The organism is Pseudomonas sp. NPDC078416, from assembly GCF_050268485.1.
Lineage (GTDB): Bacteria > Pseudomonadota > Gammaproteobacteria > Pseudomonadales > Pseudomonadaceae > Aquipseudomonas.
Genome location: NZ_JBNNGV010000009.1, coordinates 1 through 24,692, shown reverse-complemented (window position 1 = coordinate 24,692; position 24,692 = coordinate 1). Strand labels below are relative to the sequence as shown.

Below are 24,692 nucleotides of genomic sequence, written 5' to 3'. Positions count from 1 at the left end.
TTCTCTCGACGGTCTCAGTTCACGGCGGACGTCGCTTCGACATGTCGCGGTAAGGTCACCCGAATTCGGGTTCCGCGTTGGTGCTCGGGGTCAGCCGGGCTGTCGATGGTGATTTGTCCATAATGCTCTTCAACGATGGAATAGACCAGCGCGAGCCCCAGTCCTGTTCCTTCGCCCGGATCCTTGGTGGTGAAGAAAGGTTCGAACAGGCGGTCCATGATGGCTTTCGGAATGCCACTGCCTTCGTCTTCGACGATCAGATCGACCGTGTGTTCGGAGGCTTCGCTTTTCACCCGTACCGCACTGCCGGCGGGCGATGCGTCGCGGGCGTTTGACAGCAGATTGATCAAAACCTGTGCGAGACGTTGTGGATCGCCTTCCACCCAGTGGTTCGGGTTGCACAGGTTATAGAACTGCACTTCGAAATTGCGCCGGTTCAGCGCCAGCAGACCAATGGCATCCTGCGCCACCTCTGCCAGGCACACCGGTTCGTCGGCGTGTTGATGTCCGCCGGCGTGGGCGAAGCTCATCAGTGACTGCACGATGCGGGAAACGCGCTTGGTCTGCTCGATGATCTGGCTGCTGATTTCCGTCAGCTCGCTGTCTTCTTCGCGTTCTTCGCGCAGGTTCTGCGCCAGGCAGGCAATGCCGGTGATCGGGTTGCCGATTTCGTGGGCAACACCGGCGGCCAGTCGGCCAATGCTCGCAAGTCGTTCGGAGTGCACCAGCTTGTCTTCAAGCATCTGGGTGTCGGTCAGGTCTTCAACCAGAATCACCAGCCCGCTGTTACCCGGCGCAAGCGGCTCGTCGATGGCGGCCTTGTGCAGGTTGAGCCAGCGAGTCTGACCGTCGAGGCCCAGGCGCTGCTTGTGCAAGTGCTCGTCAGGGACGTTGATGAAACCCAGCAGCAGCTGCTTCCAGGGATCGACGATGGTCTCGAGCCGTGACCCGACGACGCGCTGAGCGCCGATGCCGGTCAGCTCTTCCATGGCCTTGTTCCACATCAGGATCTCCTGATCCTTGGCCAGGGAGCACACCCCCATCGGCAGCTCTTGCAGGGTCTGGCGATGATAACGGCGCAGGGCGTCGAGCTCGGCCGCCAGGCCGGTGAGGCGGGAGTGGTAATCCTCAAGGCGGCTTTCGATGAAGTGGATGTCTTCGGTGACGTAGTTCTCACTGCCGGACTTGTAAGGCAGAAATGTCTCGACCATGTCCTGCGCAACACTGGGACCCATCAGCCCGGAAAGGTTGGCTTCGATACGGTCGCGCAAACGCCGCAGCGCATAAGGTCGGCGCTCGTCGAACGGCAGATACAGATCCCGCAGCGCCTGTTCGACTTCCTTCTGCGCAGCCTTCGCGCCCAAGGGCTTGGCCAATTGAGTGGCGAACTCCTGAGGGGAGGCCGCGTGCAGTTCGCGACGCTGTGGGCGGCGAACGTTGTCCACTGCGCAAGCCTCGGCGGCACTTGCCTCTTCGGGGCTGGGATTGCTGAACAGTGAAATCAGGGTGAACACCAGCACGTTGGCCGCCAGAGAGGCGATCGCTGCCATGTGCCAGCTGGTGTCATCCAGCACGTAAATCATGTTCAGCAGCGGGATGTAGAACCCCTGGAAGTCGCCGATCAGCGGCAGCAACATGCTGACGGTCCAGACCGCTATGCCAGCGATGAGACCGGCCATGAAACCGCGTCGGTTGGCGGCCGGCCAGTAGAGCACCGAGAGCACCCCGGGCAGGAATTGCAGCGTTGCCACGAACGCGACAATGCCCAGGTTCGCCAGATTCTGCTTGGCGCCCAGCAACAGATAGAAGCCAAAGCCGGCCATGATGATCGCGACAATAAGGCCGCGCCGGGTCCACTTCAGCCAGCGGTAGATATTGCCTTCGGCAGGCGGCTGGTAAAGCGGCAGCACCAGGTGGTTCAGTGCCATGCCGGACAGCGCCAGCGTGGTGACGATGATCAGCCCGCTCGCCGCGGAAAGCCCGCCGATGTAGCCGAGCAAGGCAAGGGTCTTGCTGTGGGCGGCAATGCCAATGCCCAGAGTGAAGTATTCAGGACTGGTGGTGGCGCCCAGTTTCAAACCGGCCCACAGCACCAGAGGTACCGCCAGACTCATCAGCAGCAGAAACAGGGGCAAACCCCAGCTGGCGCTGACCAGCGAGCGCGGATTGAGGTTTTCGGTGAAGGTCATGTGATACATGTGCGGCATCACGATGGCCGAGGCGAAGAACACCAGCAGCAGCGTTCGCCACGGCCCTTCCTGCAATGGCGTGTGCAACGCCGCCAGTGCGCTCTGATTTTGCAGCAGCCATTGTTCAAGGCTCTGCGGCCCATCAAACACGCCATACAGCGCATAGAGACCGATGCCGCCGATGGCCACAAGCTTGATGACCGACTCGAAGGCGATGGCGAAGACCAGCCCTTCGTGTTTTTCCCGCGTGGCGATGTGGCGCGAGCCGAAGAAGATGGTGAACAGCGTAATCAGTACGCAGAACGCGAAGGCCACGTAGTTGCGTACGGGTTCCCGGGTGAGAATGCCGATGGAGTCCGCCACGGCCTGGATCTGCAGTGCCAGCAACGGCAAGACGCCGATCAGCATGAAGATGGTTGTCAGTGCGCCCGCCCAGGTGCTGCGAAAGCGGAACGCAAACAGATCGGCCAATGACGAGAGTTGGTAGGTGCGGGTGATTTTGAGAATGGGGTAGAGGAGGACGGGGGCGAGCAGGAACGCGCCGGACACCCCTAGGTAACTCGACAGAAAACCGTAGCCGTATTCGTAAGCCAGCCCCACCGTGCCGTAAAACGCCCACGCACTGGCGTAGACGCCGAGTGACAGCGTGTAGGTCAGGGGGTGACGGATGATCCAGCGCGGGATCAGGCCACGTTCGCTGATCCAGGCAACGCCGAACAGCACCGTCAGGTAGGCGGCACTGACCAGAATCATCTGGGTCAGGCTAAAGCTCATCGGCATCTCGTTGGCTCTGCAGAATGAAGGTCACGACAATCAGGATCAGCCACAGCATGTACGGCCTGTACCAGGCGCCCGTAGCGTCGATCCACCAGTCCATGATGGCCGGGGAAAACAGATAGATGCCCACCACCAGCAGCAGGACCAATCGATAAATGTACATTTGGCCTCCCAGGTTGACTGACCGGACGATGACGGAGCGGCATGGTAACGGATGGCGATGGGGCTGCAAGCGACGTTTCCGCCAGCTTTGTGCTGGCTCCCTATGAATCGGCCGAGCGAGCTCAGTCTATTCGAGCTTCCTCGATTGCGCCCAGGCGGGGGATCGAATCGGCATCCCAGTGCACAATGGCCCAATCCAGCACCTCCCGGGGCGTAGCGGCGTCCAGTTCAGCCGGCGTCTTTTGCCCCAGGGCACGTAAACCCCGTAGCAGCAACGGCGTGGCCTGATCGGGCGGCAGTGGCGGCGAGCGGTAGGATTTACCCAGTTTATGGCCGTCGGGTTGGGTGATCAGCGGCACATGAAGGTAGCGCGGTTGCGGCAGGCCCAGCAGTTCTTGCAGATACAGCTGACGTGGCGTGGAGTCGAGCAGATCAGCGCCGCGCACGATGTCGGTTACGCCTTGCCAGCCGTCGTCGAGGACAACCGCCAGTTGATAGGCGTAAAAGCCGTCCCGGCGACGAATGATGAAATCACCCGAGTCGCGTCCTAGGTGTTGACGAAACTCGCCTTGCACCCGGTCTTCGAAGCGGTATTCCAGCTCAGGTACCCGAATCCGTATGGCCGCGTCCTCGGATGAGTGCCCCGCATTCCGGCAAAAACCCGGATAAATGCCGTTGTAGCCTTCCAGTTGTTTGCGCGAACAGGTGCAGGCGTAAGCGAGGCCGTGGCTGAACCACCGATGGATGATCGCCTGGTAAGCCTCATGCCGGTCGCTTTGCCTCACCAGTTCACCGTCCCATTCGAATCCGTAGGCTTCAAGCGTCTGGAGTATCCCTGCCTGGGCACCCGGAACCTCGCGGGGAGGGTCGAGATCCTCCATGCGCATCAGCCATGTTCCGCCGACGGAGCGGGCGTCGAGATAGGAGGCCAGCGCCGCGACCAGAGAGCCGAAGTGCAGATAACCGCTGGGGGTCGGCGCAAAGCGCCCTATATAGGAAGGGGTTTTCATGGGCGCTGATGGTACTGGAAATAAAACGTACGAAATACCGGACGACGTGTCGTGTCGTGTGGGAAAGCGCGACGTCCCCTTATGGCGCTTTCCAGCCCACACCGTCGCGTGTTTGGGCGATCAGTACCGGGAAACAAAAAAGGACGCCGAGGCGTCCTTTTCTACTGGATCAACAGGATCACTTACCGACCTGCTTTTCCTTGATTTCAGCGAGGCTTTTGCAGTCGACGCACATGTCGGCCGTTGGGCGGGCTTCAAGTCGCTTGATGCCGATCTCGACGCCGCACGATTCGCACCAGCCGTATTCCTTGTCCTGAATCAGCTGCAGCGTCTTGTCGATCTTCTTGATCAACTTGCGCTCACGATCGCGGGCGCGCAGTTCCAGCGCGAATTCTTCTTCCTGGCTTGCACGGTCTGCAGGATCAGGAAAATTAGCCGCCTCGTCCTTCATGTGAACAACCGTGCGGTCAACTTCTACCATCAACTCCTGTTTCCACTTGGACAGGATCTTGGTGAAGTGCTTGCGCATGGGGTCGCCCATGTATTCCTCACCCTTCGTCGCGACGTAAGGTTCGAAACCACTGATTGCCGGGGTGCTCTTTTGCTTTTCTTCGGTGGGCATGAACGGACCGCCTCTCACTCTTCTAAGCCATTACACAGGTTAAGATCCATCGCCGACACCTGCCGGCCCTGCGGCTGCAAGCGGGCGAACTTACCAGATCGAATCGGAGCGCGCTACTCCCGGTTGTCGAGGATGGCCCGCAGCACGCACGTGGACTATGACCACAGCCTGAGCGCCCGGTTTTATCTATTTTGCAGTGCGCTGAGTTTAGCGCCTGCGACATAACCCCCCGGTTTTCTGGACTGCCGGCTTCAAGTCGCTGCTGCTCAGCCTGATAAACGCTGTAGCCCGCCCGGGCGGATGAGTAGAATCGGCGGATTATCTCGCCACCCCTCACCAAAGGAAGGCCCATGCCCCAGCCCTACAGTGCGCGTAGCCGCGCCATAGAACCCTTTCATGTCATGGCGCTGCTGGCGCGGGCGAATGAACTGCAAGCGGCGGGGCATGACGTTATCCACCTGGAAATCGGCGAGCCGGATTTCACCACGGCCGAGCCGATCATCAAGGCCGGTCAGGCAGCGTTGGCCGCTGGCAAGACCCGTTACACGGCGGCCCGTGGTCTGCCGGAGTTGCGCGAAGCGATCTCGGGCTTTTACGCACAGCGTTACGGCGTGAACGTCGATCCGGGCAGAATTCTGATTACGCCGGGCGGTTCGGGCGCGTTGCTGCTGGCGGCAAGTCTGCTGGTCGATCCCGGCAAGCACTGGCTGCTGGCCGATCCGGGTTACCCGTGCAACCGGCATTTTCTGCGTCTTGTGGAGGGGGCCGCGCAGTTGGTGCCCGTGGGGCCGGACGTGCGTTATCAGCTGACGGCCGATCTGGTCGCTCAATACTGGAACGAGGACAGCGTCGGTGCGCTGGTGGCTTCTCCGGCCAATCCAACCGGGACCTTGCTGCAACGCGATGAGCTGGCCGCGCTTTCCGCGTCGCTCAAGGCACGGGATGGCCACCTCGTGGTTGACGAGATCTATCACGGTCTTACCTACGGCACGGACGCTAGCAGCGTGCTGGAGGTCGATAACGACGCCTTCGTGCTGAATAGTTTTTCCAAGTATTTCGGCATGACCGGTTGGCGACTCGGTTGGCTGGTTGCCCCTGAGGCGGCGGTCAGTGATCTGGAAAAGCTGGCGCAGAATCTTTACATCAGCGCGCCGAGCATGGCGCAAAGTGCGGCACTTGCCTGTTTCGAGCCGCAGACCCTGGAGATCCTGGAGCAACGTCGTGCCGAGTTTGCCCGCCGTCGCGACTTCCTGCTTCCGGCACTGCGCGAACTGGGCTTCAACATTGCCGTGGAGCCAGAAGGTGCCTTCTATCTATACGCAGACATCAGCGCGTTCGGCGGCGACGCGTTCGCGTTCTGTCATCACTTTCTGGAAACCGAGCACGTCGCATTTACTCCCGGGCTGGATTTCGGTCGATACCGTGCCGGCCATCATGTGCGCTTCGCCTATACCCAGAGCCTGCCTCGGCTTCAGAAGGCGGTCGAGCGAATAGGTCGTGGCCTGCGGAGCTGGCAAGGCTGATGCGATTCTCTCCTCCCCTTGAAGAAGGCCGGCTGATTCAACGCTACAAGCGCTTCCTTGCCGACATCGAGACCGCCAGCGGCGAACGGCTGACGATTCACTGCCCCAACACGGGCTCCATGTTCAACTGCATGATGCCGGGTGGCCGGGTCTGGTTCAGCCGATCCAATGACCCCAAGCGAAAGCTGCCGGGTACCTGGGAGATCACCGAAACACCACAGGGCCGGCTCGCCTGCGTCAACACCGCGCGCGCCAACAGGCTGGTGGAAGAAGCACTTCTGGCCGGCGTGATCACGGAGTTGGCGGGGTTTACGGCGCTCAAGCGCGAAGTCGCCTACGGTCAGGAAAACAGCCGCGTCGACTTCCGTCTGGATTACCCCGAGGGCCCTCTGTACCTGGAAGTCAAAAGCGTGACCCTGGGCTTTGATGACAGCCGGGTCGCTGCGTTTCCCGATGCGGTCACTCAGCGCGGCGCAAAGCACCTTCGCGAGTTGGCGGCCTTGGCCCGGGAGGGCGTGCGCGCGGTGTTGCTGTATTGCGTGAACCTGACAGGCATCGATGCCGTGCGGCCCGCTGCCGAAATCGACGCTGCCTACGCCGCTGCCTTGCTTGAGGCGGCTGCGGCAGGGGTAGAAGTCCTGGCGTATGGCGTGGAGCTGACCCCTGACGAAGTGCGCCTTGATCGGCGCCTTGAGATTCACCTCACCGAAGCGCGCCCGCTCAGTCCGGTGCAACCGGGTTGATCCAGATGCCCTGAGCGTCCTCGCCGCAGTCGATAGCCCTCAGGGATTTGCCCTCGCAAGGGCCGGCCACGCACTCGCCGGTCTCGATCAGGAACAGCGCACCGTGAGTGGCGCACTGGATCAGACTGGCGCTGGCATCGAGAAACTCATCGGCCTGCCATTCCAGCGCCACCCCGCGATGGGGGCACCGATTGGCGTACACGTAAACCTGACCCGCTCGCCGGACGGCCAGAATCTTGAGCTCATCGACCTCGAACCCGAGGCTGTTGCCTTCAATCAGCGCAGCGCTGTCGCACAGGTATTTCAGCATGGTCTCCTTGGCGCTTGACGCTCAAATGCAAATAATTATCAAATGCTTGGCCGTAGCAGGCTGCGCATTCTGCCAGCAGTCAAACCCGCCAGTCGATGAACGAAATCCAGCCAGTCGCGCCCTGAGTTGATCGACTTTGCCTTCCTTATATAGAGGACGCACCCTTTATGCGCTTCACCTCTCAATTGATCGCGATCGTAGCAGGGCTGTTTATCGCCCACCTGGCAGCGGCCGCTTCACCCGAGCCGCAGCGTTGGGTCAGCGCCGGCGGCGCCTTGACGGAATGGATCGTCGCGCTGGGCGGGGAGTCGCGTCTGATGGGCGTGGACAGCACCAGCCAGCATCCGCCGTCGGTCAAGTCGTTACCTGGCATTGGTTACCAACGGCAATTGTCGGCGGAAGGCATTCTCACGTTGCGCCCGAAGGTTCTGATAGGCACCGAAGAGATGGGGCCTCCGCCGGTCATCCAGCAACTGCGCACGGCCGGCGTGCAGGTAGAGGTGCTGTCGGCGAATGCAGAATTGCCTGCGCTGCGGGCCACTCTTGAAAGGCTCGGCGCTTTATTGGGCAAGGAAGGCGAGGCGCGGCAGGTGGGCGACCAATACATCCAGCGGCTCGCGGCGGAGCATGAGCGCGTGACGCAACTCAAGCGTGCCGCGCCCGGTGTTCTGTTGCTGGTCAGCCATGCGGGCAGCGCACCGATGGTCGCTGGCGCGGGTACTGTCGGCGACTGGCTGATCACCCAGGCTGGCGGCCGCAACCTGGCGATCCACACGGGCTACAAAGTGTTTTCCACTGAGGCACTGAGCGGGCTGAATCCTGAAGTGCTGGTCGTCAGCGATCGGGTTCAAAACGGCGTCCAGCCCCGCGAGGCATTGCTGCGTGAAAACCCGGTACTCGGGGCAACCGCGGCCGTTCGCGATAAACGCGTGATCGAGATTGATCCGACGTTATTGGTGGGCGGTCTTGGGCCTCGATTGCCGGACGCCGTGAAGTCGTTGGCAGAGGCCTTGTATCCGGACGCCGCACCGCTCAACGCCAGGGTCTCGAACGCTCAATGAAGCTTGATCTCGCCCCCAAAATGCTGTTCATCGTGCTGGGCTTGGCCTGTTTGCTGGCGATATGGCTGTCACTCGCGCTCGGGCCGGTCAGCCTGCCAATGATGGACACCTTGCGCGCGGTTCTTCATCTGGTGGGCGTGCCTGTGGCGGAGGACACCCTGCAACAGGCGGAGCTGATCGTGGGCCAGATCCGCCTCCCTCGCACTTTGCTTGGATTGGCGGTAGGTGCAGTGCTCGCCTTGTCCGGCGTGGCGATGCAGGGTTTGTTTCGCAATCCCCTCGCCGATCCCGGTCTGGTCGGTGTTTCCAGTGGCGCGGCGTTGGGCGCTGCGGTGGCCATTGTCGCCGGAGCATCCCTGGGCGGAATGCCTGAACCGTTCCAGCCGTATCTTCTGTCAATCTGCGCCTTCGTCGGTGGGCTAGGCGTGACCGCAATCGTCTATCAGCTTGGACGCCGCAGTGGCCGAACCAGCGTCAGCACTATGCTGTTGGCGGGTGTGGCGATGACAGCGCTGGCCGGCTCGGTGATCGGCCTGTTCACGTATCTGGCCGACGACGCCAGCCTGCGGACACTGACCTTCTGGAACCTGGGCACGCTCAACGGTGCCAGCTATGCCCGGCTCTGGCCTCTTTTGCTGGTTTGCATGGCGGTGATCCTCTGGCTGCCGCGCCGGGCCAAGGCGCTCAATGCGCTGCTGCTCGGCGAATCGGAGGCGCGCCATCTGGGCATCGAGGTCGAACGCCTCAAGCGAGAGCTGATCCTGTGCATCGCGCTCGGTGTCGGGGCCGCCGTTGCAGCGGCGGGGCTGATCGGCTTCATCGGTCTGATTGTGCCGCACCTGGTGCGACTGCTGACCGGGCCGGACCACCGCGTTGTGCTTCCCGCCTCAGCGCTGGCAGGCGCAACGTTACTGCTCTTCGCAGACATTTTCGCCCGACTGGTGATGGCGCCGGCGGAGCTGCCGATCGGGATTGTCACCGTGTTCATTGGCGCACCGTTTTTTCTTTTCCTGCTGGTTCGAGGGCGTCGTTGATGTTGATCGCCAATGACCTGGGCGTTATGCGTGATGGCAAACAGGTAGTTGCGGACATCGGCCTGGCATTGGCGCCTGGTCAGATGCTCGGCGTCCTGGGCCCCAACGGTGCCGGCAAAAGTACGCTGATGGCGGCCCTGTGCGGCGAGCTTGCCCCGACCCGCGGCCGGGTGCTGCTGGACGACATTCCCCTGAATCAATGGCGTGGCCCCGAGCGGGCGCGGCGACTGGCTGTACTTCCGCAGGCCTCGACTTTGAATTTCGCGTTCAAGGTCGAGGAAGTGGTCGCGATGGGCCGCTTGCCCCATGACAGCGGTCAGCAACGCGACGGTGAAATTATCCAGCGCGCCCTTGCGGCGGCCGATGGGCTTCACCTGCTGGGTCGCAGCTATCTGACGCTGTCGGGTGGCGAGCGTCAGCGGGTTCATCTGGCGCGCGTGCTGGCTCAGGTGTGGCCGGGCGAGGAGGGCCAGATTCTCTTGCTGGACGAACCCACATCGGCGCTCGACCCGCTGCATCAGCACACCACGCTGTTGGCCGTTCGCGCGTTCGCCGACCGTGGTGGCGCGGTGATGGTCATCCTGCATGACTTGAACCTGGCTGCCCGTTATTGCGATCACCTGTTGTTGCTGGATCAAGGTCGCGCGCATTTATCCGGCACACCAGAGCAAGTGCTGACGCCTGAAGCGCTGAATCAGGTATTTGGTCTGGAGGTTCTGGTGCAGCCCCATCCCGAGCGTGGACATCCGCTGGTCATCGCTCGCTGAAATGGGCTCGTATCGACCGGCATGAGCTGCTTTTCTCTACCTTGCCCCCCATTTCCGAGCCTCGTGCGGGCAATGTCCTTCGGACAATTCTTGTAATCACGTAGGCCGGCTCTTTTGCGTCTTTGTGGCCGTTCAGGCACAGCCGTTCTCGATTATCGTCGCCTCAAGCAAAGGCATTGAGGGTGTGTAATGAACGAGATAAATGAGGCAATTGACGTGCACGAGGCCGATGCATCACTGGCGGAGCTGGCGGTTGGCCTGATGGAATTGGCTTCGTTGAATGCCGATGACACGCCGGAAAAGATTATCGCGTTGTGTCATCGAGCCCTGACACCTGTGGGGTATGTTGCCGCCGTCTGCGTCATGCCCAGATTCGTGGGACTGGCGCGGCGCACGCTCGACAGCCTTCATGCGCGGGAGATCAAGGTCGTGGCCGCGGTTAACTTTCCGAGCGGTTCGCCTTCAGTGAGTTCCGCCGAGTCGGAAACCCAGGCGGCGATCCTCGCGGGTGCCGACGAGATCGATCTGGTCTATCCCTTCCATGCTCTGCTTGGCGGGGACAGGCAGATTGGCGCGGACATCATCAGCGCCTGCAAAGCCAGGTGCGGTCGGTCAGCATTGACCGTTACGCTGGAAACCGGCGTGCTGCGTGATCCGCAGGTCATTCACGGCGCAAGCTGTATGGCGATTCAGGAGGGCGCCAACTTCCTGAAAACCAGCACGGGGAAACACATCCTCAACACGACGCCCCAGGCCAGCCGGATTTTGATTGCGGCTATCGCCGAGTCGGGCGCGCATGTAGGAATCAATGTCTCCGGAAACGTGCGCACGCTTGACGAAGCGCGGGTTCACATGGATCTGGTCAAGGCACGATTCGGCCCACGCTGGCTTGAACAGGGGAGGCTGCGGCTCGGGGCGACCAGCCTGCTGGATGATCTGTTGGGCCACTTGGGCGTAGGCGCTTAAATCACAGGCAAAAAAAGACCCGGCAAAGAGCCGGGTCAAAAACCGTGATTAGCCTGATGAGGAGATAATCTGAGAGTCCGAACCAAGGAGCCTTTCAGGTTATCGGCCAGTCTCGCGACTGGATGTGATAATCATAGTGATTCTCATTTGTAAGTCAAGACCGTTCTGCAGACTATTTCGCTGCGTGAGCTTAGTATTCCCCGATTGCTCTCGAACTGGCGCTCTTCAATTCCATGTTCAGGAAATCTTTGTACTCTTGGGGCAGCTCGCTCCAGGGTCGATTCGACAGCGCGCCTTCCAGTGAATACAGCAGCGCTTTAGAGACCCGGAAGCCCCTGACCTGGACGGCCCGAAAGGCCTGGATAGCGCCAAGGCGCCGCAAGTCAGCAACAGTGTGAATACCCGCAGCGTGAAGCCATTGAACCGAGGTCCTCCCCAGATTCTTCATGCCCAACAATTCGTCGTCCATGATTGCAGCCCTTTCCAGTCATTCCATGTAATAACTTCTCCGTAGGCTCGACTCAAACTGAAAAGGCGAGCCTTGCCCTTGAGCGTAGATGCCCTCGAATCGGTCTGCAGGGAAACGTCGGTGGGATGCGGCACGCGCCGCCGAACGGTAGGGATCAAGTGAGGAGCAAAGACGAGCACGGGCCCGGCACGGCGGCGCATGCGGGGCGAGGCATAGAGCGAGGTTTGGCGGCTGCGATTACGTTAGCGGGTGCGATAACGCAGGCGCGTACCGAAATTGACCGACATGAGGATTTCGTCAGCACTCAGCTCTGGCGGGAAGTAGGCCCCGGATATCTGAGCGTGGGCGATGCTTGCACCCTCGAGCCTGGTTGTCCGGAAGTCAACGCCACGAAGGTCTGCGGACCTGAAGTAGGCATCGCTGAAATCGACCTCTTCGGCATTAAGTTCGCGCAGGTCGAGACCACGAAAATCCCCAGCCGAAAGATCAACAGGGCCTTGCTTGGGCCGTTCGAGGTTGAAGGCGGCCACGTCGTCCTTTCGCAGTAGCGCGAACAGAGGCGAGTCGAGCTGTTTGGGCTGGTTCATCTGACGTCTCCTTTGTTGGAATTCTGACGCCACTATAATGCCACTAGTATTGAGCCGTGAAGCGATATCCTTCACGACTCGACCACTGGTTTGGCTGGCGTGTTACAGGCCCGGCAGATGCTGACGGATGTCCGCGACCAGCTTGTCCAGATCGCCGCTGACGTTGGTCTCGACGTGCCGGCTGCGCAATATCTCGTCGGCGGTCAGCGCTTCGCGACTGGCCAGCTGCGCCTCAATCACTTCCATCGTTGCGTCGGAAGGGTCCTGATTCTGTGCCCGACGTTGTGCCAGCCAACCCTCGATAACCGCCTTTGGCGCGGCGCAATCAATGATCAGGAAAGGAACGCCCATCGCCTCGGCAATCTGCGCAGTCGCCTGCCGCTGTGCAAGCTTCAAATAGGTTGCATCGATGACCACCGGCAAGCCTGCGCGGAGCACAACACCGGCCAGCTCATTCAGGCGTTGATAAGTAGCAGCGCTGACGTCGGCGGAATACAGGTCTTTATGGTCGGCAAATGCCCGCTTGCGCTCGACATCTGAACGCAGACGGATCGCCCCGAGCGCTTCGACCAAGCGCATCGCAACCTGACTTTTGCCGACCGCGGAAACGCCATGGGTGACGGCCAGAAAGTTGGAAGGGATCGCGCTGTAGCTTTCGGCCAGGTTGGCGTAGTTGCGATACTGGCGCAGTGTCGCGGCGCGCTGCACCTGGTCAGCGTCGGCATTCAGGCTGAACAGCGCCACTTTGGCGCGGACCAGTGCGCGGTAGGCTTTGTAGAAATTGAGCAGTTGCAGCCCTGCGCAGTCGCCGGTCAGCTCCAGATACTGGCTGACGAACCGACGGGAAAGGCTTTTCAGGCCGCGATCTTCAAGGTCCATGGCCAGGAAGCCGATGTCGGCATAGACGTCTGTCATGCGGAAGGGCTCGTTGAATTCGATGCAGTCGAAAATCACGACCTTGCCATCGATCAGTGTGGCGTTGCCCAAGTGAATGTCGCCGTGGCATTCGCGAACAAAACCGTCTAGCTTGCGCTGGTTCATCAGCGGTTTGAGACGCTCGAAGCTGGTGTTGGCCCACGCTTCCAGCGCTTCCAGCTGGATGAGGTCGGATTTTTCGCTGAGGAAAGGCAGAATCTGCTCGAAATTCTGCGTGACCGGCGCCATGACGCTGTCGGCGCTGCCGAGCGGGTTTTCCATTGGGACTTTGGGCGACTTGAGATGAAACTCGGCGATTTGCCGGGCCATATCGTCGACGTGCGCGGTGGTCAGTTCGCCCTTGGCTTGCAAGGTGCTGAGCAGTCCGTCCTGCGGGAACTGGCGCATTTTCAGCACGTACTCGATCGCTTCGCCTTCGCCATTCAACTGCGGGGCCTCGATGCTGCCGGTGATGGGCAACACTTCCAGGTACAGATCGTTCGTCAGGCGCTGGTTCAGCATCAGCTCCTGCTCGCAGAAATGCTGGCGCGCCGGCAGGCTGGTGAAGTCCAGAAAACCGAAATTGACCGGCTTCTTCATCTTGTAGACGTACGGGCCGGTGAGCAGCACCCAGGAAATATGCGTCTCGATGACCTGAAACTGTTCGACCGGGTGAGGAAACAGGGCGGGGTTTTGCAGGGCGGCTATCAGTGTCTGGCTCACGGACGATCCTTGAAAGGTGATAAGTCGATAGAGAAGTAGCGAAAGGCGGCCATTATGGCCGCTGGAGGCATTGCTGCAAACCGCTTAAAGGGTGGTCTGTCGGGGGCTTTGAAAGTGCGTATAATCCGCCGCCATGACCCGATCCCGCACCCCGAAAAAATCCCCCAAACCCAGCAACAGCCGCCTGCGCAGCCTGTTGGGCTGGGCCCTGAAACTCAGTCTTGTCGGGCTGGTGATCCTTGGCTGCTTCGCCGTTTACCTGGATTCCATCGTCCAGGAAAAATTCTCGGGCAAGCGCTGGACCATTCCGGCTAAGGTCTATGCACGGCCACTGGAGCTGTTCGTCGGCCAGAAGCTTTCACGCGACGACTTCCTGCTGGAACTCGATGCGCTGGGCTACCGCCGCGAAGCCGTGGCCAACGGCCCGGGCGCTGCAGCAGTCAACGGAAACAATGTCGATCTCAATACCCGCGGCTTTCAGTTCTATGAAGGTGCTGACCCGGCGCAGCAGATCCATGTGCGCTTCTCCGGCGATTACGTCGCGGAACTGACCGCCGCCAATGGCGCCAAGCTTGCTGTCGCGCGGCTTGAGCCTCTGATGATCGGCGGCTTGTACCCGAAGAATCTGGAAGACCGGATTCTGATCAAACTCGATCAGGCGCCGCCTTACTTGCTCGACACCCTGGTGACCGTCGAAGATCGGGATTTCTATCATCACTTTGGGGTGTCGCCAAAGGGGATCCTGCGAGCTTTCTGGATCAACGCATCCGCTGGCCAGATGCGCCAGGGCGGATCCACGCTGACGCAGCAACTGGTCAAGAACTTCTACCTGACCAACGAGCGCAGCATCACCCGCAAGCTGACCGAAGCGATGATGGCTGTTCTGCTGGAGATCCATTACAGCAAGCAGGAGATTCTCGAGGCCTACCTCAACGAAGTGTTCGTGGGCCAGGACGGTCAACGTGCCGTTCATGGTTTTGGTCTGGCGAGTCAGTATTTCTTCAGTCAGCCGTTGTCGGAACTGAAGCTCCATCAGGTCGCCTTGCTGGTGGGTCTGGTCAAGGGGCCGTCCTATTACAACCCGCGCCGCAACCCGGAGCGTGCGCTGGAAAGGCGCAATCTGGTCCTCGATCTGCTGGAGCAACAGGGTGTCGCGACGCCTGAAGTGGTTGCTGCGGCGAAGAAGATGCCGCTGGGCGTGAGCAAAGTCGGGTCGCTGGCCGACAGCTCGTTCCCGGATTTCCTCGATCTGGTCAAACGCCAGTTGCGTCAGGACTACCGCGACGAAGACTTGACCGAAGAGGGCCTGCGGATATTCACCAGCTTCGATCCGATTCTGCAGATGAAGTCCGAAGCCGCCGTGCGCGAAAGCTTCGCCAAAATTTCTGGCCGCAAAGGCGCGGATGAGATGGAAACGGCCATGGTCGTGACCAATCCGGAAACCGGCGAAGTCCAGGCGCTGATCGGCAGCCGCCAGGCAGGTTTCGCGGGTTTCAACCGGGCGCTGGATGCCGTTCGGCCGATCGGGTCGTTGGTCAAGCCGGCCATCTACCTCACCGCTCTCGAGCGTCCGCAGCAGTATTCGCTGACCAGTTGGATTCCCGACGAGCCTTTTCAGGTGAAAGGCGCCGACGGCCAGATCTGGAAACCGCAGAACTACGATCACAAAGCCCACGGCAACATTTTCCTGTATCAGGGCCTGGCGCATTCCTACAACCTGTCCAGCGCCAAGCTGGGTCTGGACCTGGGCATACCGAACGTCTTCAAAACCCTGACCAAACTGGGCGTCACCCGCGAGTGGCCGGCTTTCCCTTCGATGCTCCTGGGTGCTGGCGCGTTGACGCCAATCGAAGTGGCGACGATGTACCAGACCATCGCCAGCGGCGGATTCAACACGCCGTTGCGCGGGATTCGCAGCGTACTGACCGCCGAAGGGGAACCGCTCAAGCGCTACCCGTTCCAGATTCAGCAACGTTTCGACCCGGGTTCGATCTATCTCTTGCAGAACGCCATGCAGCGGGTGATGCGCGAAGGTACCGGTAAATCGGTGTACAACGTGCTGCCGAGCACGCTGAATCTGGCGGGCAAGTCGGGTACCACCAACGACTCCCGCGACAGTTGGTTTGCCGGTTTCAGTCAGGACTTGCTGGCGATCGTCTGGATGGGCCGCGACGACAACGGCAAGACGCCGTTTACCGGGGCCACTGGCGCACTGCAGATCTGGACCAGCTTCATGAAGAAGGCCGATCCGCTGCCACTGGACATGGCGATGCCCGATAACGTCGTGCAGGCCTGGGTCAATGCCAGTACCGGCGAAGGTACCGACGCCAGCTGCCCGAACGCCGTACAGATGCCGTATATTCGCGGCAGTGAGCCGCAACCCGGCCCGACTTGCGGTGGTGCAGCAGCGCCTGCCGATTCGGTCATGGACTGGGTCAAGGGCTGGTTGAACTAAGCCTGGTTGAATTAAGCAAAGAGGATGTGACGTGAACAAGTGGTGGATTCCGGCTGTAACGGCTCTGGCTTTGCTCAACGGTTGCGCGTCCCAGACGCGCAGTGCGATTCCGGTGGTGGATTCAGGGTCACGCGTTTCAAACGGCGAGCGCGTTTCTTCGACTCGTAACAACACCTATCGCGCGCCGGTGCAGGCGCCCGCGCAGTCGCAGACGATCCAGGAAGATTCCGGCGTCACGGTCATGGTGCCCGGCGGCGCTAACGCCAGTGGCGCACCTATTTCGACATTTGTGCCACCGACCACGGCGCCGATCAGCACTGCACCGATCAATACGGCGCCGGTTAATCAGGCCCCGGTTAACAACACGTACACACAGCCACCAGCGACCAGCAATACCTACAACATGCCGGCGTCGGCACCGACAGGTATTCCGTCTGCGTCCAGCGGCGGGTTGTCGGAAGACGAGCAACTGGATGGGCCGGTGCTGGCGTTGCTGACCACAGCTCAGCAACAGCAATCCAGTGGTGACCTCAACGGCGCATCATCCAGCCTTGAACGTGCACAACGCGTTGCCCCCCGTGAGCCGCAGGTTCTTTACCGTCTGGCGCAAGTGCGTCTGGCCCAGGGCGATGCGCCTCAGGCTGAGCAATTAGCCCGTCGCGCTCTCACCTACGCCAACGGTCGCGCCAGTCTTCAAGCCAGTCTTTGGGGATTGATTGCGCAGTCGCGTGAAAAGCAGGGTGACGCTGCCGGTGCAGCGCTGGCGCGGCAGAAAGCCAATGGATAAACGCTTTCCGAAAATCGCCGACCAGTTGCTGTTGATCGAGCGCGAATTACGGGTGCTGGGATGGTGGAAGGAAGTGCCGCCCAGCGCTGAGTCGCTGTCCAGTCGTGAACCCTTCTGCGTCGACACGCTGGATTTTGATCAGTGGCTGCAATGGATCTTCCTGCCACGCATGAAGATCATCCTTGAGCAGGACCTGCCGTTGCCCACGGCTTCCGGCATCCTGGAAATGGCAGAGATGGTTTACGCCAGCCGTATCCGTGATGCGCGCAACTTGCTGGCGCTGCTGAAAGACTTCGACCGGTTGATTACCGAAGCTGTCTGACCCTCAGTTGCACTGATCGTCGAGGTACTTGTTGACCTCGGCGATGCGGGCCTGCCGCTCTTCTTCCGTGAACCGCCTGAACTCGCCATTTACTTCCTGTCGTACCCGAGGGTTGTTTTGCAGTTGGGCCAGGTTGGTGCGCTGTTGGTCGCATGCCTCTTTACGCTTTTCTTCCTGAGCGGCGACCTGCTTCCTGACCTTGGCGTCGACCGCCTCCTGCTCACGTGCGCCGTCCTGGTTTTGCGGCGGCGGGGCAGGTGGTGCGGCAACGGGTTTCCCTGTATCGATTTCCTGTGCTGTCTGCCCGGCAGGCGGCTGTGCGTCGAAATGCGTGACGCCCTGAGCGTCGACCCATTTGTATATCTGCGCGGCCTGGCCGACCGCCGGGGCAACGGCAAGTGTCAGCGTCGCTGCAAGCATCATCCAGCGCATTCCCGGTTCCTTTCTTCTGTGGCAATGGCCGGAAACCTATCACAAGCGTGACGCCACGACCTCATTCGGTGCCTTTTGGCGGACGGCGGACGAAGAAAGCGCATCGATGACTTGACTTGGGAGGGGCGAATCCGAACAATCCAAAGTTCGCTGTAGAGGGACTGCCAGAAGCAGACCGTCTCGGTAGATCATGAGGCGCACACCCGCGCCGACCCGTAACACCCGCAACGCGTTACCTCGCGCTGGGTGGGAAGACCCCGAAACACTCAAGGGGCGATCCCAATACTTGCTCAGTCAGTGCTGACGTAGTCGGCGACCACCGTCGCTCATGCTCTGCTTTGCAGTAAACCTATTAAGACCCGTCTCCTCGCTTGTGTGGACGGTATTCTGGCGTTTTAGAGGTGAACAACGTGGAGCTTTTATCTGGCGCTGAAATGGTCGTCCGCTTTTTGCGTGACGAAGGCGTAGAGCACATCTACGGGTACCCTGGCGGTGCCCTCCTGCATATATACGACGCGCTGTTCAAAGAGCCGGCTGTGAGCCATATCCTCGTTCGTCACGAACAGGCCGCGACTCACATGGCTGATGGTTATGCCCGTGCTACCGGCAAGGCAGGCGTTGTGCTGGTGACTTCGGGTCCTGGCGCAACCAATGCCATCACCGGTATCGCGACCGCCTACATGGACTCGATTCCGATGGTGGTCCTCTCCGGCCAGGTTCCGAGCAACATGGTCGGTACCGATGCGTTTCAGGAGACCGACATGATCGGTATCTCCCGTCCGATCGTGAAGCACAGCTTCATGATCAAGCACCCGTCGGAAATCCCGGAAGTCCTGAAGAAGGCGTTCTACCTCGCCCAATCCGGTCGTCCTGGTCCTGTCGTCGTCGACATCCCGAAAGACATGACCAATCCGGCTGAGAAGTTCGAATACATCTTCCCCAAGAAAGCCAAGCTGCGCTCCTACAGCCCGGCGGTTCGTGGCCACTCCGGCCAGATCCGCAAAGCCGTGGAAATGCTGGTCGCGGCCAAGCGCCCGGTCATATACGCCGGTGGTGGTGTGATCATGGGCAACGGTTCGGCGCCATTGACCGAACTGGCGCAGCAATTGAACGCCCCGGTCACCAACACGCTGATGGGGCTGGGTGCCTATCCGGGCACTGATCGCCAGTTCGTCGGCATGCTGGGCATGCATGGCAGCTACACAGCCAACCTGGCGATGCACCACGCCGACGTGATTCTTGCGGTCGGCGCGCGGTTCGACGATCGCGTGATCAACGGCCCGGCGAAGTTCTGCCCCAACGCCAAAATCATTCACGTCGACATCGACCCGGCATCCATCTCCAAGACCATCAAGGCCGACGTGCCAATCGTCGGGCCGGTCGAGAGCGTGCTGACCGAAATGGTTGCGACCCTCAAAGAGCTTGCCGAAACCCCTAACAAGGAGTCGGTCGCGACGTGGTGGAAGCAGATCGAAGAGTGGCGTGCCGGCGGTGACCTGTTCCCGTACAACCGCGGCGACGGAAGCGTTATCAAGCCGCAGACCGTGATCGAAACGCTGTGTGAAGTGACCAAAGGCGATGCCTACGTCACCTCCGATGTGGGTCAGCATCAGATGTTCGCGGCTCAGTACTACCGCTTCAACAAACCCAATCGCTGGATCAACTCCGGCGGTCTCGGCACCATGGGCTTCGGCCTGCCGGCGGCGATGGGCGTTGCGCTGAGCTTCCCGAATGACAATGTCGCCTGCGTCACCGGCGAAGGCAGCATTCAGATGAACATCCAGGAACTGTCGACCTGCCTGCAGTACAACCTGCCGGTGAAGATCATCCTGCTCAACAACGGCGTGCTCGGCATGGTCCGTCAGTGGCAGGACATGAGCTACAGCGGCCGTCACTCGCATTCCTACATGGAGTCGCTGCCTGACTTCGTGAAGCTGGTCGAGGCCTACGGGCATGTCGGCATGCGCATCACCGATCTCAAGGACCTGAAGCCGAAGATGGAAGAGGCGTTCGCCATGAAAGATCGTCTGGTATTCCTCGACATTCAGGTTGACGTCAGTGAGCACGTCTATCCGATGCAGATCAGAGACGGGTCCATGCGCGACATGTGGCTGAGCAAGACGGAGCGGACATAACCATGCGCCACATCATTTCGCTATTGCTGGAAAACGAACCGGGCGCGCTGTCTCGTGTGGTCGGCCTGTTTTCGCAGCGCAACTACAACATCGAAAGCCTGACGGTGGCACCAACCGAGGACCCGACTCTGTCGCGTCTGACGCTGACCACCGTTGGCCATGATGAAGTGATCGAGCAAATCACCAAGAACCTCAACAAGCTGGTCGAGGTGGTCAAGCTGGTCGATCTGTCGGAGAGCGCCCACATTGAGCGCGAGCTGATGCTGATCAAGGTGAAAGCCACTGGCGCACAGCGTGCCGAGATCAAGCGCACCACCGACATTTTCCGCGGCCAGATCGTCGACGTCTCCAGCAGCGTCTATACCGTGCAGTTGACCGGGACAAGCGACAAGCTGGACAGCTTCATCCAGGCGATTGGCACCACGGCCATTCTGGAAACCGTACGAAGCGGCGTCACGGGTATCGCCCGCGGCGACAAAGTGCTGAGCATCTAACCTAATTTTGCAAATGGCCTTGCGGCCAAGTTATCAGGGGAATTTCATGAAAGTTTATTACGACAAAGACTGCGACCTTTCGATCATTCAGGGCAAAAAAGTTGCCATCATCGGTTACGGTTCTCAGGGCCACGCTCAAGCGTGCAACCTGAAAGACTCCGGCGTTGATGTCACCGTTGGCCTGCGCAAGGGTTCGGCTACTGTCGCCAAAGCTGAAGCTCACGGCCTGAAAGTGACCGACGTCGCTTCCGCTGTCGCCGCTGCAGACCTGGTCATGATCCTGACCCCGGACGAATTCCAGTCCCAGCTGTACAAGAACGAAATCGAGCCGAACATCAAGAAGGGCGCAACACTGGCCTTCTCCCACGGTTTCGCGATTCACTACAACCAGGTCGTTCCTCGTGCCGACCTTGACGTGATCATGATCGCCCCAAAAGCACCGGGCCACACCGTGCGTACCGAGTTCGTCAAAGGCGGTGGCATCCCTGACCTGATCGCCGTTTACCAGGACGCCTCGGGCAACGCCAAGAACGTCGCTCTGTCTTACGCTTCGGGTGTTGGCGGCGGCCGTACCGGCATCATCGAAACCACGTTCAAGGACGAGACCGAAACCGACCTGTTCGGCGAACAAGCCGTTCTGTGCGGCGGTACCGTTGAACTCGTCAAAGCCGGTTTCGAGACGCTGGTTGAAGCCGGTTACGCGCCGGAAATGGCCTACTTCGAGTGCCTGCACGAATTGAAGCTGATCGTAGACCTCATGTACGAAGGCGGTATCGCCAACATGAACTACTCAATCTCCAACAACGCCGAGTACGGCGAGTACGTGACCGGCCCGGAGGTCATCAACGCCGAATCCCGTCAGGCCATGCGCAACGCTCTGAAGCGCATCCAGGACGGCGAATACGCCAAGATGTTCATCGCCGAAGGCGCCAGCGGCTACCCGTCGATGACCGCCAAGCGTCGCAACAACAAGGCGCACGGCCTGGAAATCATCGGTGAGCAACTGCGCTCGATGATGCCTTGGATCGCGAAGAACAAGATCGTCGACCAAGCCAAGAACTAAGATCACAGATCAAGTTCCTGCATGAAAAAACGCGGCCCTCGGGTCGCGTTTTTTCGTTATGGGGGCTCATCTGGTATAAAGCTGCATCGTTTGTCGGCCGACCGGTCGCAAGCATTTGTCGAAATTCTTCAGCTGCAAGGTATTGTCCATGAGCGAACGTCCCGAAGAGCCGAACAAGGCTTCTGACGCCGAAAGCCTGCTACCGATTGATGAACACATTGAAGAGGGTCATGACTCCGAAGGGCGCAAGGTGCGCCATCGCGGCATCTATCTGCTGCCCAATCTGTTCACCACCGCGAACCTGTTCGCCGGCTTCTACGCAATCATCAGCGCCATGAGTGCGCAGAGCGCGTTGAGTGCCGGTGATCAGGTGAGCGCGAGCAAGTACTTTGCGTTTTCCGCCATCGCCATCTTCGTTGCCATGGTGCTGGATGGTCTGGATGGCCGCGTCGCGCGGATGACCAACACCCAAAGCGCATTCGGCGCAGAGTATGACTCGCTGTCCGATATGGTCGCTTTCGGCGTGGCACCGGCTTTGTTGGCGTTTGGCTGGGCGCTGGGTGACATGGGCAAGGTCGGCTGGATGGTCGCCTTCATCTATGTTGCGGGGGCAGCATTGCGCCTGGCCCGCTTCAATACTCAGGTGGGTAAGGCCGACAAGCGTTACTTCATTGGTCTGGCGAGTCCTGCCGCCGCAGGCGTCGTTGCGGGGACCGTCTGGGCCTTCAGCGATTACGGCATTCAGGGCTCGAAATTGTCGTTTCTGGTCGCGCTATTGGTTGCTGCTGCCGGGATGTTGATGGTGAGCAACATCAAGTACAACAGCTTCAAGGAACTGGATCTCAAGGGGCGCGTGCCGTTCGTTGCGATTCTGGCCGTTGTTTTGGTGTTCGCCGTGGTGTTCAGTGATCCGCCGCGCATTCTGCTGCTGATCTTCCTCGGCTACGCAGCGTCTGGTCCCATCCAGTACCTGCTGCGTCTGCGCCGTCAGAGGTAGTTGGCCGACCGGTATTTGCCGCATACTCCGCAGCTATAGATGCTTCAGTTCTCTATAGCTGCGGAGTCATCATGCTGATCAAGATCCCCTCCACATCCGATTGCAAAGAGTCGGATGTCACGCCCGAATCTATTTATCTCTCCCGCCGCGCGTTGCTCGGCAGCTCACTTGCAGGGCTCGCCGTCAGTGCAATGCCCCGTTGGGCCCAAGCCGAAGAAGCTTCGCGCTACGCCGATGTCGAAGCTGGCGCTGCCCCAGACTGGTTCAAAGGCAAATTGCCTGCGACGAAGTGGCAGGCCGTTACCGTCAAGGACGAGACGATCACGCCGTTCAAGGACGCGACCCACTACAACAATTTCTACGAGTTCGGCACCGACAAGGGTGATCCTGCGCAAAACGCCGGCTCACTGAAAACCGAGCCGTGGAGTGTTGTCATCGACGGGGAGGTGGCAAAGCCTGGTCGCTACGCACTCGAAGACTTCATGAAGCCTTATCAGTTGGAGGAGCGTATCTATCGTCTGCGCTGCGTGGAGGCGTGGTCGATGGTGATTCCGTGGCTGGGTTTCCCGATCTCCGAGTTGCTCAAGCAGGTTGAACCGACGGCGAATGCCAAGTACATCCGCTTCGAAACGCTGCAGGACCCTAAGACCATGCCCGGCCAGCGCTCCGGCTTTGCTTTGATCGACTGGCCTTATGTAGAGGGGTTGCGCCTGGATGAGGCGATGAACCCGCTCGCGATTCTGGCGGTGGGCATGTACGGACGGGAGCTGCCCAATCAAAACGGCGCGCCGCTGCGTCTGGTGGTGCCTTGGAAATACGGCTTTAAAAGCGTGAAGTCCATCGTGCGCATCAGTCTGACCAGCGAGCAGCCGAAGACCACCTGGCAGAGCATCGCCGCGAGTGAATACGGTTTCTATGCCAATGTGAACCCGACGGTTGACCACCCACGCTGGACTCAGGCGCACGAGCGTCGTCTTCCCAGTGGGCTGTTCAGCCCGAATATTCGCCAGACCGAGATGTTCAACGGGTATGGGGAGCAGGTTGCTTCTCTCTATGCAGGCCTGGATTTACGGAAAAACTATTGATGCGTTTCATCTACTGGCGAGTGTCGGTGTTCATCGCTGCAGCTGTAGTACCCGCGTATTGGCTCTACCAGGCGTGGATTTTTGCTTTGGGGCCTGATCCGGGGAAGGTGCTGGTAGATCGCCTCGGGTTGGGAACGCTGGTGTTGCTTTTGATCACACTGGCCATGACTCCGTTACAGCGCACAACCGGCTGGCCCGGCTGGATTTCGGTTCGCCGTCAGCTGGGGTTGTGGTGTTTCACCTATGTGTCGCTGCACCTGCTGGGCTATGGCTTCTTTATTCTGGGATTCGACTGGGGCCAACTGGGTGTGGAGCTGGTCAAACGGCCCTACATCATTGTCGGCGCGCTTGGTTTTCTGGGTCTGTTGTCGCTGGCGGTCACCTCCAATCGCTATAGCCAACGCCGTTTGGGAGTCCGCTGGAAGAAACTTCATCGGCTCAGTTACCTGATTCTGGGCTTGGGTTTGCTGCATATGCTGTGGATTGTGCGGGCGGATCTGAAGGAGTGGTCTGTATATGCAACGATCGGCGTATTGCTTCTAGTGCTCAGGATTCCCGTAATTGCTGGACGTATCCAGCGTCGCCGGGTCAAGAGCAGTAGCGTTCCCACTAAAGTTTAAATAAGTGCTTGACGCCCCTCCGGATGTGTCTATAATTCGCCCCACTTCCGGCGCAGACGAAACGGAAAACTCCTTGATAATCAAAGAGTTGGACGAAGTAAGTAGTGAGGAATGCTTCGGTTCAGATGTTTGAATCGACAGCGGTGAAAAAGGCAGTTGACAGCAGGTTGTAACGCTGTAGAATTCGCCTCCCGCTGATGTGGGACGTTAAGTCGAACGAAGCGCAAGTGGTTGAAGTTGATAAGGAAACTTTGAAAACTTCTTAAAATAACCGCTTGACAGAGGCAAGAGACGCTGTAGAATGCGCGCCTCGGTTGAGACGAAAGATCTTAACCACCCGCTCTTTAACAACTGAATCAAGCAATTCGTGTGGGTGCTTGTGCTGTAAGACTGAAGTCGCAAGATTATCAGCATCGCAAGTTACTCCACGAGAAATCATGGTTT

General features: G+C 59.8%; 25 protein-coding genes. 15 read left to right on the top strand and 10 right to left on the bottom strand.

Translation table 11 applies throughout. The annotated features are described in order from the left end of the window. Window positions 1–14: 14 nt before the first annotated feature. From ACQKEN_RS11100 to dksA, 4 genes are all read right to left on the bottom strand, one after another. Entirely contained in the window at window positions 15–2,969 is a 2,955-nt protein-coding gene (locus ACQKEN_RS11100) for a sensor histidine kinase (protein WP_427685490.1), read from the bottom strand. Next, window positions 2,953–3,129 (bottom strand): hypothetical protein, encoded by a 177-nt coding sequence (locus ACQKEN_RS11095; protein ID WP_002552060.1) that lies wholly within the window; start codon window positions 3,127–3,129, stop codon window positions 2,953–2,955. Before ACQKEN_RS11095 ends, ACQKEN_RS11100 begins: the two co-directional genes overlap by 17 nt. A 121-nt stretch (window positions 3,130–3,250) precedes the next feature. Next, a complete protein-coding gene (gene gluQRS / locus ACQKEN_RS11090; protein WP_427685489.1) occupies window positions 3,251–4,138 on the bottom strand; it encodes a tRNA glutamyl-Q(34) synthetase GluQRS in 888 nt (295 codons plus the stop codon). 178 nt (window positions 4,139–4,316) lie between these two features. Then, window positions 4,317–4,760 carry an RNA polymerase-binding protein DksA gene (gene dksA, locus ACQKEN_RS11085; RefSeq protein ID WP_065988293.1) on the bottom strand — a complete coding sequence of 148 codons (444 nt, stop codon included), beginning with the start codon at window positions 4,758–4,760 and terminating at the stop codon, window positions 4,317–4,319. Between the two features lie 350 nt (window positions 4,761–5,110). Here dksA and ACQKEN_RS11080 point away from each other — a divergent pair, with 350 nt between their 5' ends. Together ACQKEN_RS11080 and sfsA are read left to right on the top strand one after the other, a co-directional pair. Continuing rightward, the gene (locus tag ACQKEN_RS11080) at window positions 5,111–6,283 is read left to right on the top strand and encodes a pyridoxal phosphate-dependent aminotransferase (protein ID WP_427685488.1); all 1,173 of its coding nucleotides are present in this window, start codon (window positions 5,111–5,113) and stop codon (window positions 6,281–6,283) included. Beyond that, window positions 6,283–7,026, top strand: coding sequence for a DNA/RNA nuclease SfsA (sfsA, locus tag ACQKEN_RS11075; protein ID WP_427685487.1), 744 nt, complete (start codon window positions 6,283–6,285; stop codon window positions 7,024–7,026). The genes ACQKEN_RS11080 and sfsA overlap by 1 nt, the downstream gene beginning before the upstream one ends. Here the strand turns inward: sfsA and ACQKEN_RS11070 are convergent. After that, window positions 7,004–7,333 carry a Rieske (2Fe-2S) protein gene (locus tag ACQKEN_RS11070; protein WP_427685563.1) on the bottom strand — a complete coding sequence of 110 codons (330 nt, stop codon included), beginning with the start codon at window positions 7,331–7,333 and terminating at the stop codon, window positions 7,004–7,006. The genes sfsA and ACQKEN_RS11070 overlap by 23 nt on opposite strands. 170 nt (window positions 7,334–7,503) lie before the next feature. Between ACQKEN_RS11070 and ACQKEN_RS11065 the strand changes: the two genes are divergently transcribed. The 4 genes from ACQKEN_RS11065 to deoC all read left to right on the top strand — a co-directional run bounded on the left by ACQKEN_RS11065 (window position 7,504) and on the right by deoC (window position 11,164). Continuing rightward, window positions 7,504–8,397, top strand: a complete 894-nt coding sequence (locus tag ACQKEN_RS11065) for a heme/hemin ABC transporter substrate-binding protein (RefSeq protein ID WP_427685486.1) — start codon at window positions 7,504–7,506, stop codon at window positions 8,395–8,397. Window positions 8,398–8,447: 50 nt separating this feature from the next. Then, window positions 8,448–9,431, top strand: a complete 984-nt coding sequence (locus ACQKEN_RS11060) for a FecCD family ABC transporter permease (protein WP_427685562.1) — start codon at window positions 8,448–8,450, stop codon at window positions 9,429–9,431. Continuing rightward, a complete protein-coding gene (locus ACQKEN_RS11055) occupies window positions 9,431–10,198 on the top strand; it encodes a heme ABC transporter ATP-binding protein (protein ID WP_427685485.1) in 768 nt (255 codons plus the stop codon). The genes ACQKEN_RS11060 and ACQKEN_RS11055 overlap by 1 nt, the downstream gene beginning before the upstream one ends. Before the next feature lie 189 nt (window positions 10,199–10,387). Further along, on the top strand, window positions 10,388–11,164 hold the full coding sequence (deoC, locus tag ACQKEN_RS11050) for a deoxyribose-phosphate aldolase (protein WP_427685484.1): 777 nt from the start codon (window positions 10,388–10,390) through the stop codon (window positions 11,162–11,164). Between the two features lie 190 nt (window positions 11,165–11,354). Here deoC and ACQKEN_RS11045 read toward each other — a convergent pair whose 3' ends face one another. The 3 genes from ACQKEN_RS11045 to ACQKEN_RS11035 all read right to left on the bottom strand — a co-directional run bounded on the left by ACQKEN_RS11045 (window position 11,355) and on the right by ACQKEN_RS11035 (window position 13,858). Beyond that, a complete protein-coding gene (locus ACQKEN_RS11045) occupies window positions 11,355–11,633 on the bottom strand; it encodes a TfoX/Sxy family protein (protein WP_427685483.1) in 279 nt (92 codons plus the stop codon). Window positions 11,634–11,875: 242 nt separating this feature from the next. Next, complete coding sequence (locus ACQKEN_RS11040) at window positions 11,876–12,220, bottom strand: pentapeptide repeat-containing protein (RefSeq protein ID WP_427685482.1); 345 nt, start codon at window positions 12,218–12,220, stop codon at window positions 11,876–11,878. Between the two features lie 102 nt (window positions 12,221–12,322). After that, a complete protein-coding gene (locus tag ACQKEN_RS11035; RefSeq protein ID WP_427685481.1) occupies window positions 12,323–13,858 on the bottom strand; it encodes a bifunctional aminoglycoside phosphotransferase/ATP-binding protein in 1,536 nt (511 codons plus the stop codon). Between the two features lie 133 nt (window positions 13,859–13,991). On the opposite strand from ACQKEN_RS11035, the gene mrcB reads away from it, so the two are divergent. The 3 genes from mrcB to ACQKEN_RS11020 are packed head-to-tail and all read left to right on the top strand — an operon-like array spanning window position 13,992 to window position 17,422. Next, complete coding sequence (gene mrcB, locus ACQKEN_RS11030; RefSeq protein ID WP_427685480.1) at window positions 13,992–16,313, top strand: penicillin-binding protein 1B; 2,322 nt, start codon at window positions 13,992–13,994, stop codon at window positions 16,311–16,313. 31 nt (window positions 16,314–16,344) lie between these two features. Further along, window positions 16,345–17,100: a tetratricopeptide repeat protein gene (locus tag ACQKEN_RS11025; RefSeq protein ID WP_427685479.1), complete on the top strand. Its 756-nt coding sequence runs from the start codon at window positions 16,345–16,347 to the stop codon at window positions 17,098–17,100. Further along, window positions 17,093–17,422 (top strand): YqcC family protein, encoded by a 330-nt coding sequence (locus tag ACQKEN_RS11020; RefSeq protein ID WP_427685478.1) that lies wholly within the window; start codon window positions 17,093–17,095, stop codon window positions 17,420–17,422. Before ACQKEN_RS11025 ends, ACQKEN_RS11020 begins: the two co-directional genes overlap by 8 nt. A 3-nt stretch (window positions 17,423–17,425) precedes the next feature. On the opposite strand, the gene ACQKEN_RS11015 is transcribed toward ACQKEN_RS11020, so the two are convergent. Further along, complete coding sequence (locus tag ACQKEN_RS11015) at window positions 17,426–17,854, bottom strand: DUF4124 domain-containing protein (RefSeq protein ID WP_427685477.1); 429 nt, start codon at window positions 17,852–17,854, stop codon at window positions 17,426–17,428. Window positions 17,855–18,264: 410 nt separating this feature from the next. On the opposite strand from ACQKEN_RS11015, the gene ACQKEN_RS11010 reads away from it, so the two are divergent. From ACQKEN_RS11010 to msrQ, 6 genes are all read left to right on the top strand, one after another. Continuing rightward, window positions 18,265–19,989, top strand: a complete 1,725-nt coding sequence (locus ACQKEN_RS11010; protein WP_133776149.1) for an acetolactate synthase 3 large subunit — start codon at window positions 18,265–18,267, stop codon at window positions 19,987–19,989. A gap of 2 nt (window positions 19,990–19,991) precedes the next feature. Beyond that, window positions 19,992–20,483, top strand: a complete 492-nt coding sequence (gene ilvN / locus ACQKEN_RS11005) for an acetolactate synthase small subunit (RefSeq protein WP_093469284.1) — start codon at window positions 19,992–19,994, stop codon at window positions 20,481–20,483. A 46-nt stretch (window positions 20,484–20,529) separates the two neighbouring features. After that, complete coding sequence (gene ilvC / locus ACQKEN_RS11000) at window positions 20,530–21,546, top strand: ketol-acid reductoisomerase (RefSeq protein WP_037018564.1); 1,017 nt, start codon at window positions 20,530–20,532, stop codon at window positions 21,544–21,546. Between the two features lie 148 nt (window positions 21,547–21,694). Continuing rightward, window positions 21,695–22,543, top strand: a complete 849-nt coding sequence (gene pssA, locus ACQKEN_RS10995; protein ID WP_427685476.1) for a CDP-diacylglycerol--serine O-phosphatidyltransferase — start codon at window positions 21,695–21,697, stop codon at window positions 22,541–22,543. Between the two features lie 71 nt (window positions 22,544–22,614). Beyond that, on the top strand, window positions 22,615–23,628 hold the full coding sequence (msrP, locus tag ACQKEN_RS10990; RefSeq protein WP_427685475.1) for a protein-methionine-sulfoxide reductase catalytic subunit MsrP: 1,014 nt from the start codon (window positions 22,615–22,617) through the stop codon (window positions 23,626–23,628). Continuing rightward, window positions 23,628–24,248 carry a protein-methionine-sulfoxide reductase heme-binding subunit MsrQ gene (gene msrQ, locus ACQKEN_RS10985; RefSeq protein ID WP_427685474.1) on the top strand — a complete coding sequence of 207 codons (621 nt, stop codon included), beginning with the start codon at window positions 23,628–23,630 and terminating at the stop codon, window positions 24,246–24,248. Before msrP ends, msrQ begins: the two co-directional genes overlap by 1 nt. Window positions 24,249–24,510: 262 nt before the next feature. Here msrQ and ACQKEN_RS10980 read toward each other — a convergent pair. Continuing rightward, window positions 24,511–24,692: hypothetical protein (locus ACQKEN_RS10980; RefSeq protein WP_427685473.1), on the bottom strand; the 182-nt coding region annotated here is incomplete at its 5' end.

What these genes read in the sequence shown, in the direction of transcription:
- dksA (WP_065988293.1), bottom strand. Translation starts at nt 4,760, where the DNA reads ATGCCCACCGAAGAAAAGCAAAAGAGCACCCCGGCAATCAGTGGTTTC.
- sfsA (WP_427685487.1), top strand. Translation starts at nt 6,283, where the DNA reads ATGCGATTCTCTCCTCCCCTTGAAGAAGGCCGGCTGATTCAACGCTAC.
- ACQKEN_RS11100 (WP_427685490.1), bottom strand. Translation starts at nt 2,969, where the DNA reads ATGCCGATGAGCTTTAGCCTGACCCAGATGATTCTGGTCAGTGCCGCC.
- ilvC (WP_037018564.1), top strand. Translation starts at nt 20,530, where the DNA reads ATGAAAGTTTATTACGACAAAGACTGCGACCTTTCGATCATTCAGGGC.
- pssA (WP_427685476.1), top strand. Translation starts at nt 21,695, where the DNA reads ATGAGCGAACGTCCCGAAGAGCCGAACAAGGCTTCTGACGCCGAAAGC.
- ACQKEN_RS11015 (WP_427685477.1), bottom strand. Translation starts at nt 17,854, where the DNA reads ATGCGCTGGATGATGCTTGCAGCGACGCTGACACTTGCCGTTGCCCCG.
- ACQKEN_RS11095 (WP_002552060.1), bottom strand. Translation starts at nt 3,129, where the DNA reads ATGTACATTTATCGATTGGTCCTGCTGCTGGTGGTGGGCATCTATCTG.
- ACQKEN_RS11020 (WP_427685478.1), top strand. Translation starts at nt 17,093, where the DNA reads ATGGATAAACGCTTTCCGAAAATCGCCGACCAGTTGCTGTTGATCGAG.
- ACQKEN_RS11040 (WP_427685482.1), bottom strand. Translation starts at nt 12,220, where the DNA reads ATGAACCAGCCCAAACAGCTCGACTCGCCTCTGTTCGCGCTACTGCGA.
- gluQRS (WP_427685489.1), bottom strand. Translation starts at nt 4,138, where the DNA reads ATGAAAACCCCTTCCTATATAGGGCGCTTTGCGCCGACCCCCAGCGGT.
- ACQKEN_RS11045 (WP_427685483.1), bottom strand. Translation starts at nt 11,633, where the DNA reads ATGGACGACGAATTGTTGGGCATGAAGAATCTGGGGAGGACCTCGGTT.
- msrP (WP_427685475.1), top strand. Translation starts at nt 22,615, where the DNA reads ATGCTGATCAAGATCCCCTCCACATCCGATTGCAAAGAGTCGGATGTC.
- ilvN (WP_093469284.1), top strand. Translation starts at nt 19,992, where the DNA reads ATGCGCCACATCATTTCGCTATTGCTGGAAAACGAACCGGGCGCGCTG.
- ACQKEN_RS11080 (WP_427685488.1), top strand. Translation starts at nt 5,111, where the DNA reads ATGCCCCAGCCCTACAGTGCGCGTAGCCGCGCCATAGAACCCTTTCAT.
- mrcB (WP_427685480.1), top strand. Translation starts at nt 13,992, where the DNA reads ATGACCCGATCCCGCACCCCGAAAAAATCCCCCAAACCCAGCAACAGC.
- msrQ (WP_427685474.1), top strand. Translation starts at nt 23,628, where the DNA reads ATGCGTTTCATCTACTGGCGAGTGTCGGTGTTCATCGCTGCAGCTGTA.
- ACQKEN_RS11055 (WP_427685485.1), top strand. Translation starts at nt 9,431, where the DNA reads ATGTTGATCGCCAATGACCTGGGCGTTATGCGTGATGGCAAACAGGTA.
- ACQKEN_RS11065 (WP_427685486.1), top strand. Translation starts at nt 7,504, where the DNA reads ATGCGCTTCACCTCTCAATTGATCGCGATCGTAGCAGGGCTGTTTATC.
- deoC (WP_427685484.1), top strand. Translation starts at nt 10,388, where the DNA reads ATGAACGAGATAAATGAGGCAATTGACGTGCACGAGGCCGATGCATCA.